The following is a 12,034-nucleotide window of genomic DNA, read 5'->3' on the forward strand; positions in this document are numbered from 1 at the left end:
AGTCCCTACAAGTCAACAAGGCAGGCCTATGCAGCGGCTGTATCGTAAACGCATCGTCCTGGGCGTCGGCGGCGGCATCGCCGCCTACAAGAGCGCCGAACTGGTCCGCCGGCTGCGCGACCACGGAGCTGAAGTCCGGGTGGTGATGACCCAGGGCGGGCGCGAGTTCATCACGCCCCTCACCCTGCAGGCACTCTCCGGTCACCCGGTCCATCTGGACCTGCTCGACCCCGCCGCCGAAGCGGCCATGGGGCACATCGAACTGGCGCGCTGGGCCGACCTGATATTGATCGCCCCGGCCACCGCCGACCTCATGGCCCGCCTCGCCCAGGGCATCGCCAATGACCTGCTGACCACCGTGGTGCTGGCGACCAACGCCCCGGTCGCGCTGGCACCGGCCATGAACCAGGCGATGTGGGCCGATCCCGCCACGCAGGCCAATCGTGAACTGCTGCTGGAGCGCGGTATTCGCCTGTTCGGCCCCGGTTCCGGCAGCCAGGCCTGCGGCGATGTCGGCATGGGCCGCATGCTCGAGGCGGACGAACTCGCTCAGGCCGCCGCGGACTGCTTTGCAACCGGGCTGCTGACCGGCAAACACCTGCTGATCACTGCCGGGCCGACCCAGGAAAACATCGATCCGGTGCGTTACATCACCAACCACAGCTCCGGCAAGATGGGCTTCGCCCTGGCCGAGGCGGCCGCCGAAGCCGGCGCCCGGGTCACACTGGTGACCGGCCCGGTATTCCTGCCGACGCCCGATCGCGTGCAGCGCATCGACGTGGTCAGCGCGCGCGACATGCTCGCCGCGTGCGAGGCGGCGATACCCTGCGACATCCTCGTCGCCGCCGCCGCTGTCGCCGACTACCGTCCCGAAGTGGTGGCTCCGCACAAGCTGAAGAAAGATCCCAGCACCGGTGACGGCCTGCTGCTGCAGATGGTACGCAACCCGGACATCCTCGCCACCCTGGCCAGCCGCCCGGACCGCCCGTTCTGTGTTGGTTTCGCCGCAGAGACCGAGAACCTGCTGGAGTACGCCACGCGCAAGCTGCGCGACAAGAATCTCGACCTGATCGTCGCCAACGATGTGGCCAACCCCAGCATCGGCTTCAACAGCGAAGACAATGCGGTCAGCGTGATCGACCGCCAGCAACATGAAACCCGCTTCGGCCAGGCCAGCAAGGGACACATTGCCCGCGCGCTGGTGGCCTTTATCGCCGACCGCTACAAAGAGTCCTGACATGCACGCACTCCAAGCCAAGATTCTCGACCCTCGCCTCGGCCAGGACTTCCCCCTTCCCGAATATGCGACACCGGGCTCGGCTGGGCTCGACCTGCGCGCCATGCTGCAGCAGGACACCGTCCTCGAACCGGGCCAGACGCTGCTGATTCCAACCGGACTGGCCATTCACATCGGCGATCCCGGACTCGCAGCACTGATCCTGCCGCGGTCGGGCCTGGGCCATAAGCACGGCATCGTGCTCGGCAACCTGGTCGGGCTGATCGACTCGGACTACCAGGGCGAGCTGATGGTGTCCTGCTGGAACCGCGGCCAGAGCGCCTTCACCATCGCCGTTGGCGAACGCATCGCACAGCTGATGCTGGTGCCGGTGGTGCAGGCCCGCTTCGAGCTGGTCGACAGTTTCGACAGCAGTGATCGCGGCGCCGGCGGCTTTGGGCACTCCGGCAGTCACTGAGTAACGCACCGCTTACCTTTCAGGATGATCCGAGGAGCTTCATGGCACTCTTCAAGCGCACCGCCAAGGATTCAGGCGTACTGAACCCGGCCAGTACCCGTACCAAGCCCGCCGGCGTCACCATCAAACCACTGCTAGGCGGCCTTGCCAGCGGCCTGATCGGCCTGGGCGCAGCCGCGGCGCTACTGTGGCTGGGCCTGCAAAACGCGCAACAGCAACAACAGGCGCAACTTTCCCAAGCCTGGGGCCAGAGCCAGGCCGGTGCGCTGCAGCAGGCACTGCGGCAACAGCGGGCCGAGACTCAGGCCTTGGTGGACCGCCAGCAACTGGCCGATGTGCTGCGCGGCGATGCCGAGCGCCGACGCGATGCCGAAGAGCGTCTGCTGCAGCTGCCCGGCGTTGTCGATGCCCACCTGAACATACGAGGCAGAGCCGTACCGGATACCAATCGCCCGGGGCCGCTTAACTTCGCAGCGCTCGACCTGCTACAACGCGTCGAAGCCGGCCAGTCACCGGCGCCGGAAGCCTACAAGGTCGACAACCGCTGGCTGCTGTACAGCGCCGTGCCGCTGCGTGCGGAGGGTCAGCAAGCGATACGCGGCACCCTGCTGCTGGTCAGCGACCTCGAGCGTCTTTTCGCGACGCTGCCGGCGCTGCCCGCCGAGGCTGGCCAGTTGCGCCTGACTCAGCAGTTTTCCGGCACACAGGAACAGTTGCTGCTGCAACGCGGCGCGCCGGCGGAGGGTGCCACAGCAGTGACCCTTTCCAGCGGCAACGCCAACTGGAAACTGGTCTACCTCCCCGGCAGCGAAGCCGCGCAGGCGACGCTCTCACCGCTGTTGCTGATTGGAGCCGCGCTGCTGGCACTCGCCGGCATGCTCATCGGCCTGCAACTGGTGCTTGGCAGTCAGCAACGCAAGCTGCGCGAAGACGTAATGCAGATCAGCCGCCTGTTGCAGGAACTCTCTACCGGCAAGACCATCCAAGTACCGGCCTTGAGCCTGCCGGTCCTCGACGCACTGGCCAGGAACATGGTCCGACTGCCCGTCCGCCCCGCCGGACCGGCTCCGACCCAGGCACCCGCCGCGGCTCCCGCCGTTCGGCCCGCCAAACCTACCGAGTACGTCGATCCGCGCTTGCCGGAGACCGATATTCTCGACATCGATATTCTCGACGAGGACCAGGACATTTTTGGCCTCGACACCAAGGAGCGAGAAACCGCAATGAGCAGCGCCAAAGCCCCGAACTTGCCAGCCAGTATCTTCCGCGCCTATGACATCCGCGGCGTCGTCGGCGACAGCCTGACCACCGAAACCGCCTACTGGGTCGGCCGCGCCATCGGGTCCGAAAGCCTCGCCAAGGGTGAACCCAATGTGTCGGTTGGCCGCGACGGACGGCTGTCCGGTCCCGAACTGGTCCAGCACCTTATCCAGGGCCTGCTCGACAGCGGCTGCGACGTCAGCGATATCGGCATGGTGCCGACTCCGGTGCTCTATTACGCAGCGAACATCCTCGCCGGCAAGTCCGGTGTGATGCTTACCGGCAGCCACAACCCGCCGGATTACAACGGTTTCAAGATCGTCATCGCCGGCGACACCCTGGCCAACGAACAGATCCAGACCCTGCGCAAACGCATCGAGAACAACGATCTCTCCAGCGGTGTCGGCAAGGTCGAGCAGGTCGACGTGCTTGAACGCTACTTCCAGCAGATTCGCAGCGACATCGCCATGGCCAAGCCGATGAAGGTGGTGGTCGACTGCGGCAACGGCGTCGCTGGCGTCATCGCCCCGCGCATGATCGAGGCGCTGGGCTGCACCGTGATCCCGCTGTACTGCGATGTCGACGGCAACTTCCCCAACCACCATCCGGACCCGGGCAAGCCCGAGAACCTGGTCGATCTGATCGCCAAGGTGAAGTCGGAGAAGGCCGATCTAGGTCTGGCTTTCGACGGCGATGGCGACCGCGTAGGGGTGGTGACCAACGCCGGCACCATGATCTATGCCGACCGCCTGCTGATGCTGTTCGCCAAGGACGTCGTTTCACGCAATCCCGGCGCCGACATCATCTTCGACGTCAAATGCACCCGCCGCCTGACCCCGCTGATCAGCGGCTACGGCGGTCGCCCGGTGATGTGGAAAACCGGTCACTCGCTGATCAAGAAGAAGATGAAGGAATCCGGCGCGCTGCTGGCTGGCGAAATGAGCGGCCATATCTTCTTCAAGGAGCGCTGGTTCGGCTTCGACGATGGCATCTACAGTGCCGCGCGCCTGCTGGAGATCCTCAGCCAGGACAAGCGTGACGCCGAGCAGGTGTTCGCTGCGTTCCCCTGCGATATCTCGACACCGGAGATCAACATCACGGTGACAGAGGAAAGCAAATTCACCATCATGGACGCCCTGCAACGCGACGCTCAGTGGGGCGAAGCCAACCTGATCACCCTCGACGGTGTGCGGGTCGACTATCCCAAGGGCTGGGGCCTGATTCGCGCATCGAACACCACACCGGTCCTGGTGTTGCGCTTCGAGGCCGACAGCGAGGAAGAACTCAGCCGTATTCAGGATGTTTTCCGCGCACAGCTGCTCAACGTTGCACCCGACCTCAAACTGCCGTTCTGATTTGCGGAGCCCTGCATGACCCTCAGCCGTGAAGCTGCCACCCAATTCGCCAAGGTACTGTCCGAGGCGCTGCCCTACATCCGCCGGTTCGTCGGCAAGACGCTGGTCATCAAGTACGGCGGCAATGCGATGGAAAGCGAGGAGCTGAAGACCGGCTTCGCGCGGGACATCGTGCTGATGAAGGCGGTAGGCATCAACCCGGTGGTGGTGCACGGCGGCGGTCCGCAGATCGGCGACCTGCTCAAGCGCCTGAACATCGAAAGCCACTTCATCGACGGCATGCGCGTCACCGACAGCCAGACCATGGACGTGGTGGAGATGGTCCTCGGCGGCCAGGTTAACAAGAGCATCGTCAGCCTGATCAACCAGCATGGCGGCAGCGCCATCGGCCTGACCGGCAAGGACGCCGGCCTGATCCGCGCGAAAAAGCTCAAGGCGACCCGTCAGACGCCGGAGATGACCAAGCCGGAAATCATCGATATCGGCCATGTCGGCGAAGTTACCGGGGTCAACGCGGAACTGCTGGAGATGCTGGTCAAAGGCAACTTCATCCCGGTGATCGCACCGATCGGCGTGGGCGAGAACGGCGAGTCCTACAACATCAACGCCGACCTGGTCGCCGGCAAGGTGGCTGAGGCGCTGAAAGCCGAGAAGCTGATGTTGTTGACCAATATCGCCGGCCTCATGGACAAGCAGGGCAGCGTCCTGACCGGACTGTCTACTGCGCAGGTCGACGCGCTGATCGCTGACGGCACGATCTACGGCGGCATGCTGCCGAAGATCCGCTGCGCCCTGGAAGCGGTGCAGGGTGGCGTCAATAGCGCGCACATCATCGACGGTCGCGTGCCCAACGCAGTGCTGCTGGAGATCTTCACCGACGTCGGAGTCGGCACGCTGATCACCAACGGCCAGCGCTGACAGCAACGCAACGAAAAAGGGGAGCCTGGGCTCCCCTTTTTATCGCGCGTTCGAAACTCAGAGATCGATGCGGAAGGACTCGAGCATCGCCGGGATACCCGGGAACATGCCGATACCCAGCATCACCGCGCACAGCACGATGAACACGATCGTCGGGATCACCCAACGATGCAGGTGGCTCAGCGACTGACCGCGCTCCTTGTCACCGATCAGCCCGAGGTTGTCGAGCAGCACGGTCAGCGACCAGCCGAACACCGGGTTAACCAGCGCCGAGGAAAAGATCACGATGGCCGCCGACTGCGAGGTCTTGCCTTCACGGGTCATCTGCATGCCGGCTTCCAGCAGTGGCAGGAACACGCCGACCATCAGCGCCACACTCAGCACCGGCGGCCAGATGGCCAGATCCATCGGATAGCCCCACAACGCCGCGACCACGCAGAGCAGGCCGGTGAGCAATGCACCGGCGGGAATCGGCCGCTTGGCGATCGCGGCCGGCACCATGAAAGTACCCCAGGACGACGCGAGGTTGCCGCCACCCAACGAGGTGCCGACGATCTGCCGCGCGGCCGCCACACACATGGTGTCGTCGATATTCATCAGCACTTTCTTCGCCTTCGGCGGATAGTTGAGCTGCTGAAACACGCGATGGCCGAGGAAGTCCGGCGACCACATCGCTACCGCCAACACGGCAAACGGCGCGACGGCGATGAAATGATGCAGGTCCGGCAGGCCAATCTGCCAGCCCGTGGTCTCGCCCCACCAGTACATCGGATTCAGATTGGGTATGCCCGGCTCGGTGGTAAATTCGAACGGGGCGCCCATCACGAACGCGATCAGCGCAGCCAGGGCCGAGCCCAGCGGAATCGCCAGCCAACGCATGCGGATATGCTCGAGATAGGCGTACATCACAATGGTCGCGAAGACCACGACGAAGGCGATGTAGCCCATGTCGAAGCTGTCAGCCCAGCCGAACAGCTTCTTGATCTGCGACGTGATGCCGATGAAACCTAGGTAGAGCAACAGGCCGCCGCACACACCATCACTGGTCAGCCGCGCCAGCAGACTGCCACCCTTGAACACCCCCAGGGTGAAGCCGAGCACCCCGACCATGATGCCCAACGCCATCGGGTGTCCGCCCGAAGCGACGATCAACGGAATCAATGGAATCAGCGGGCCGTGGGTACCGGCCAGGTTGGCGGTGGGATTGAGAAAGCCGGAGAACAGCACCACGAACAGCACCGCGGCGATCAGCATCTCGTAGCGGGCGTTCTCGATGACGAACTCGTTGGACAGGCCCATCGGCCCGGCGAACGCAGCGACTACCGCTGCCACCATGACGATTTTGCCGATGGTCGCCGCCATGGCTGGCACCCAGTCTTCGTACTCGAAACGATAGTCGCGAAACGGCAGGTTTATGCCCCAACGTTTCGGCGCCATGATCTCCAGTTCGTGCTCCAGGTACTCAGAGCGAGTTGCGAAATTTCCCTTCGGCTTGTGAAGCTCCTGATAACTGCGTAGGTCCCTATCATTCATGCTAGTCAGCCATACCGAAAAATTTGCGCAACGGTACAGACTGCCCCTCTTGAACTCATCCCTACCTTGAAACTATTGAGATAGAGCGGCCGTTGTGATAGCAAGCAAGCTACACATTAGGTTCCGAAAGATGGCGCTTGGCCATAAGGAATGGAAGAAACAGCTTCTACAGCCTGGACTAGAGCAGAGCCAAACGCTCGCTTATCGAGCCCGGCCAAGTAGCTCAGCGATGCGCTGGCGGTCATCAGCGAAGCTTACCTTGGCCTCGGTGCGAGCCTTCTCGAAGCGCTGGAGATCGCGCAACAGACCATGTTCTTCCTTCTCCAGATTCGATATTTGCGCCATCAGATTGTCGGGCACCTTGCGCCCGGCTCGCTCGTGATTGGCAGCCTGCTTCTGCAGGCTGCTGCGCTGGTTGCGGATTGACTGCAGGTTCCCCTGAGACAAGCCAATCACGCTGTCCAGTTCGGCAAGTTTGCGCGTTTCAGCCCGCTCTACATCCTCGACGCTGGCATACAGCCGCAGCAATTGCGCATCCGACGCATCGCGCGCCTTCTGCGCCTGCAACCGGGCAAATTCCTCGGCAGTGGGCGCCGGCGGCACCTCACGCACCACCCGCCCCTGCTCATTGAGCACCTGGTAGCCGCGGGAGATATGCTGCGGCGGCACGCCGTGGCGATCGAGCACGACTACCCCACGCTCATCAACATAGCGATACAACTCGGCAGCCGAGGCCAATACCGGGGACATGATACCCAGCAGGAGCAGCGAACGACCGGCTACCGAAATACGCATGAATGAATACCTATCCTAGTTCAGATTCCATACTGCTCGCGGTAAGCCTGTACCGCCGGCAGGTATTGTTTTAGTTGAACGTCATCGGCGAGATATTCCAGTACTTGTTCCAGGGACACAATACTGATTACCGGCATTCGATAATCACGTTCAACTTCCTGAATCGCCGACAGTTCGCCCTGCCCTTTTTCCTGGCGGTTCAAGGCAATGAGCACACCGGCCGCCTCGGCGTTTTGTGCCTGGATGATCTGCATGACCTCACGGATCGCGGTGCCTGCGGTGATCACGTCATCGACGATAAGCACACGACCAGCCAACGGCGCACCGACCAGCGTGCCGCCCTCGCCGTGATCCTTCGCTTCCTTGCGGTTAAAGCACCACGGCAGGTCGCGCTGATGCTGCTCGGCAAGCGCAATGGCGGTCGCGGCACCCAACGGAATTCCCTTGTAGGCCGGACCGAAGATCACATCGAAATCCAGACCGCTCTGCATCACTGCCGAAGCGTAGAAACGCCCGAGCTGAGCCAGCGCGCCACCGCTGTTGAATAGGCCGGCATTGAAGAAATATGGGCTGGTGCGGCCCGACTTGAGAGTGAACTCACCGAACCGCAGCACGCCGCGCTCGATGGCGAAGCGGATGAACTCGCGCTGGTACGCCTGCATGAAGAAATTTCCCGGAAAACCACTGTTTTAGCTAATTGCGGAGAGCTTGGGTTATCATACACGCACGTGTTTTTAGGGGCCATTTATGCGGATCATCAGTGTCAACGTGAATGGCATTCAAGCGGCGGCACAGCGAGGATTGCTCAGCTGGCTGCAAGCGCAGAATGCCGATGTCATCTGCCTGCAGGATACCCGCGCCTCTGCCTTGGAACTCGACGATCCGGCCTATCAGCTGGACGGTTATTTTCTCTATGCCTGCGATGCCGAGATTCCGGAGCAGGGAGGCGTGGCGCTCTACTCCCGGCTGCAGCCGAAAGCGGTTATTACCGGACTGGGCTTCGAAACTGCCGATCGCTACGGGCGCTATCTGCAGGCGGACTTCGACAAGGTCAGCATTGCCAGCCTGCTGGTGCCGTCCGGCCATGGCGGCGACGCCAATCTGAACCACAAGCTCAAGTTCATGGACGACTTCGCCCATTATCTGGACAAGCAGCGCCGCAAGCGCCGCGAGTACATTTACTGCGGCTCCCTATACGTCGCCCATCAGAAGCTCGATGTGAAAAACTGGCGCGACTGCCAGCAGGATCCGGGTTTTCTCGCGCCCGAGCGCGCCTGGCTGGACGAGATCTTCGGCAACATGGGCTATATCGACGCGCTGCGCGAGGTCAATCGCGAGGGTGATCTGTTCAGCTGGTGGCCGGATACCGAGCAAGCCGAAATGCTCAACCTCGGCTGGCGCTTCGACTATCAGATCCTCACCTCCGGCCTGCGCCGCTTCGTACGCAGCGCGCGCCTGCCGCGCCAGCCGCGCTTCTCCCAGCACGCGCCGTTGATCGTCGATTACGACTGGACGCTGAGCCTGTAAGCCCGCATTGGCGACCGGCGCGAAATGTGTCGGCCGCCGTTCAGCTGTCAACCAAAGGGCCGAAGCAGTCCTATTTGACGATCCGCCAACAGAACGGATAGCGGTAGGGCTTGCCCTCGTTGGCGCGAATGCCGGCGATCACCACCAGCACCAGCGCCACCACGCTCACCAACACCATTAGCGGAAAGCCGATGAGGATCCAGGCCAGCACTCCGCAGATCATCATCGCGATGCTGAAGGTCAGCTGAAAATTCAGCGCCTCCCTACCCTGCTGATCGACGAAGGGATCCATCTCCTTCTTCAGCTGCCAGACGATGAGCGGACCGATCACGTTGCCGATCATCGGCGCCAGAAACCAGAAGAACGCCGAATAGTGGCAGAACATCGCCCACTGGCGCGCTTCGCGACTGGGTAACGGCACAAGATCCTGATCGGTCATTTCGCGCTACCTCTTGCTCAGTCCGCCAGCGCCGCGCGCTGTAGCTCGAACAGCTGGCGCACGCCATCATGGGCCAGAGCCAGCATCGCATTGAGTTCCTCAGGATGGAACGGTGCCCCCTCGGCCGTGCCCTGCACCTCGATAAAGCCGCCCGCGTCGGTCATCACGACGTTCAGATCGGTTTCGGCCGCCGAATCTTCCAGATAATCCAGATCCAGCACCGGCTCGCCCTGATAGATACCAACCGAAACCGCCGCGATCATCTGCTTGATCGGGTCGCCCGACTTCAGACCGCCACGTTTCTTCAGCGCCTTGAGCGCATCGATCAGCGCGACCATGGCACCGGTGATCGATGCGGTGCGGGTACCGCCGTCGGCCTGGATCACATCGCAATCGACGAACAGCGTGTTTTCGCCAAGCTTGCTCATATCCAGAGCGGCGCGCAGCGAGCGACCGATCAGACGCTGGATCTCCAGCGTGCGTCCACCCTGCTTGCCTCGCGAAGCCTCACGCTGGTTCCGCTCACCGGTAGCGCGGGGAAGCATGCCGTACTCCGCAGTCAACCAGCCCTGACCCTGCCCTTTCAGGAAGCGCGGAACGCCGGTTTCGATGCTGACCGTGCAGATCACTTTGGTATCGCCGAACTCAACGAGCACCGAACCCTCGGCGTGCTTGGTGTAGTTGCGGGTGATGCGGATCGAGCGCAGCTGATCGGCGGCACGGCCACTGGGTCGCTTCATGGATACGTCCTGCTAGAGAAGAAAGTGAACGGCATTATAGAGCCCATTACCACGGAAAAGGGTCGCGGCCGTCTGGCCATCGCTGCAGTGATGGCTGGTTTTACTTTACAATCCTCCGCCTTTCGCAGCCCCCATTCGAGAGGTATCCCCGATGGTCCACAGCATGACGGCCTTTGCCCGCAGCGAGCAGGCCGGCACCCACGGCACCCTCAGCTGGGAAATCCGCTCGGTCAACCATCGCTATCTGGAGCCGCACCTGCGCCTGCCGGAAGCCTTCCGCGACCTCGAAGGCGCGGTCCGCGATGCCCTGCGCAAAGGCCTCTCGCGCGGCAAGGTCGAATGCACCCTGCGCTTCGCCGAAGAAAACAACCGCACCGCGCTGCAGGTCGACCGCGAACGCGCCAGTCAATTGATCGCGGCCGCCGAAAGCGTTGCTGCGCTGATCAGCCAACCCGCGGCCATCGATCCCCTGCAGGTGCTTAGCTGGCCAGGCGTGCTGGTTGGCGATGCGCTCGACCCGCAGGCGCTCAACCAGAGTGCTCTGCAACTGTTCCACGACGCCCTCGAACAGCTGAAGGAAGGCCGCCGCCGCGAGGGTGAGGAACTGGCCAAGCTGCTCAACGAGCGCCTGGACAGCATCCTCGAAGAAGTCGCCACGCTGCGCGAGCAGGTGCCGCAGATGCTTGCAGCCCAGCGTCAGAAGGTTCTCGACCGCTTCGCCGAGATGCGCGCCGAACTCGAGCCGCAGCGTCTCGAACAGGAAATGGTACTGCTGGCGCAGAAGAGTGATGTCGCCGAAGAGCTCGACCGCCTCAGCACCCATGTGACGGAAGTGCGCCGGGTGCTCAAGACCGGAGGTGCGGCCGGACGACGCCTCGACTTCCTCATGCAGGAACTCAACCGCGAAGCCAACACCCTCGGCTCGAAGGCATTCGACCCGCGCAGCACCCAGGCCGCGGTCAACCTCAAGGTGTTGATCGAGCAGATGCGCGAGCAGGTGCAGAACCTCGAATAACCATCAGCCGCCTTGGCGGCTGGTCTATTTTTGTCCCACAGCATTCATAGCGCTTTCCAGGAACCCGTCATGTCCGCCACCACCGGTACGCTCTATATCGTTTCCGCGCCTTCCGGGGCCGGCAAGACCAGCCTGGTCAAGGCGCTGGTCGATGCACAACCGCAGGTGCGGGTGTCGGTTTCCCACACCACCCGCGCCATGCGCCCGGGCGAGGTTGACGGGGTCAACTACCACTTCGTCAGTCGTGAGGATTTTGTCACCCGGCTGGAGCGCAACGAATTCCTAGAGCATGCCGAAGTATTCGGCAACCTGTACGGCACCTCGCAGCGCTGGCTGGAAGACACCCTCGCCGAAGGCTTCGACCTGATCCTGGAAATCGACTGGCAGGGCGCGCAGCAGGTGCGTCGATTGATGCCAAAGGCCAAGTCGATCTTCATCCTGCCACCGACCCAGGAAGCCCTGCGTCAACGTCTTAACAACCGCGGTCAGGACAGCGACGAGATCATCGAGAAGCGCATGCGCGAAGCGGTCAGCGAGATGAGCCACTACGTCGAGTACGACTACCTGGTGATCAACGACGACTTCGCGCACGCGCTGATCGACCTGCAATCGATCTTCCGCGCCAACCAGCTGATACAGACGACCCAGCAGCAACGCCATGCCCGCCTGCTCGGCGAACTGCTGGCGTAGCTCGGTTGGCGCACAGCCCGCAGAAACAGCGCTTCCATTAAGGCTGGTGATTTTTTAGACTACTCCGT

Annotated in this window: 12 protein-coding genes; 7 read left to right on the forward strand and 5 right to left on the reverse strand. The window is 62.5% G+C overall.

The features are described from left to right. The first annotated feature begins 28 nt into the window (after positions 1 to 28). From coaBC to argB, 4 genes are read left to right on the forward strand one after another with little or no spacing between them, the layout of a single operon-like run. Positions 29 to 1,237 (forward strand): bifunctional phosphopantothenoylcysteine decarboxylase/phosphopantothenate--cysteine ligase CoaBC, encoded by a 1,209-nt coding sequence (gene coaBC / locus PSEST_RS18500; RefSeq protein ID WP_015278461.1) that lies wholly within the window; start codon positions 29 to 31, stop codon positions 1,235 to 1,237. Position 1,238: 1 nt separating this feature from the next. After that, positions 1,239 to 1,694: a dUTP diphosphatase gene (dut, locus tag PSEST_RS18505; protein ID WP_015278462.1), complete on the forward strand. Its 456-nt coding sequence runs from the start codon at positions 1,239 to 1,241 to the stop codon at positions 1,692 to 1,694. Positions 1,695 to 1,735: 41 nt separating this feature from the next. Next, positions 1,736 to 4,309 carry a phosphomannomutase/phosphoglucomutase gene (locus tag PSEST_RS22535; RefSeq protein ID WP_015278463.1) on the forward strand — a complete coding sequence of 858 codons (2,574 nt, stop codon included), beginning with the start codon at positions 1,736 to 1,738 and terminating at the stop codon, positions 4,307 to 4,309. A 15-nt stretch (positions 4,310 to 4,324) separates the two neighbouring features. Next, on the forward strand, positions 4,325 to 5,227 hold the full coding sequence (argB, locus tag PSEST_RS18515; RefSeq protein ID WP_015278464.1) for an acetylglutamate kinase: 903 nt from the start codon (positions 4,325 to 4,327) through the stop codon (positions 5,225 to 5,227). 57 nt (positions 5,228 to 5,284) lie between these two features. On the opposite strand, the gene PSEST_RS18520 is transcribed toward argB, so the two are convergent. The 3 genes from PSEST_RS18520 to pyrE form a co-directional block, all read right to left on the reverse strand. Further along, entirely contained in the window at positions 5,285 to 6,760 is a 1,476-nt protein-coding gene (locus PSEST_RS18520; RefSeq protein WP_015278465.1) for a DUF3360 family protein, read from the reverse strand. A gap of 201 nt (positions 6,761 to 6,961) precedes the next feature. Next, complete coding sequence (locus tag PSEST_RS18525; RefSeq protein ID WP_015278466.1) at positions 6,962 to 7,555, reverse strand: DUF4124 domain-containing protein; 594 nt, start codon at positions 7,553 to 7,555, stop codon at positions 6,962 to 6,964. A gap of 20 nt (positions 7,556 to 7,575) precedes the next feature. Continuing rightward, on the reverse strand, positions 7,576 to 8,217 hold the full coding sequence (gene pyrE, locus PSEST_RS18530) for an orotate phosphoribosyltransferase (protein WP_015278467.1): 642 nt from the start codon (positions 8,215 to 8,217) through the stop codon (positions 7,576 to 7,578). An 85-nt stretch (positions 8,218 to 8,302) separates the two neighbouring features. Between pyrE and PSEST_RS18535 the strand changes: the two genes are divergently transcribed. Next, a complete protein-coding gene (locus tag PSEST_RS18535; RefSeq protein WP_015278468.1) occupies positions 8,303 to 9,082 on the forward strand; it encodes an exodeoxyribonuclease III in 780 nt (259 codons plus the stop codon). Between the two features lie 70 nt (positions 9,083 to 9,152). Here PSEST_RS18535 and PSEST_RS18540 read toward each other — a convergent pair whose 3' ends face one another. Together PSEST_RS18540 and rph are read right to left on the reverse strand one after the other, a co-directional pair. Continuing rightward, positions 9,153 to 9,521 carry a DUF4870 domain-containing protein gene (locus PSEST_RS18540; RefSeq protein ID WP_015278469.1) on the reverse strand — a complete coding sequence of 123 codons (369 nt, stop codon included), beginning with the start codon at positions 9,519 to 9,521 and terminating at the stop codon, positions 9,153 to 9,155. Positions 9,522 to 9,538: 17 nt separating this feature from the next. Further along, positions 9,539 to 10,261, reverse strand: a complete 723-nt coding sequence (gene rph, locus PSEST_RS18545; protein ID WP_015278470.1) for a ribonuclease PH — start codon at positions 10,259 to 10,261, stop codon at positions 9,539 to 9,541. Between the two features lie 151 nt (positions 10,262 to 10,412). Here rph and PSEST_RS18550 point away from each other — a divergent pair, with 151 nt between their 5' ends. After that, entirely contained in the window at positions 10,413 to 11,276 is an 864-nt protein-coding gene (locus PSEST_RS18550) for a YicC/YloC family endoribonuclease (RefSeq protein WP_015278471.1), read from the forward strand. A 69-nt stretch (positions 11,277 to 11,345) separates the two neighbouring features. Beyond that, positions 11,346 to 11,966: a guanylate kinase gene (gene gmk, locus PSEST_RS18555; RefSeq protein WP_015278472.1), complete on the forward strand. Its 621-nt coding sequence runs from the start codon at positions 11,346 to 11,348 to the stop codon at positions 11,964 to 11,966. The last annotated feature ends 68 nt before the right edge of the window (positions 11,967 to 12,034 follow it).

It is taken from the genome of Stutzerimonas stutzeri RCH2, from assembly GCF_000327065.1.
GTDB lineage: Bacteria > Pseudomonadota > Gammaproteobacteria > Pseudomonadales > Pseudomonadaceae > Stutzerimonas > Stutzerimonas stutzeri_AE.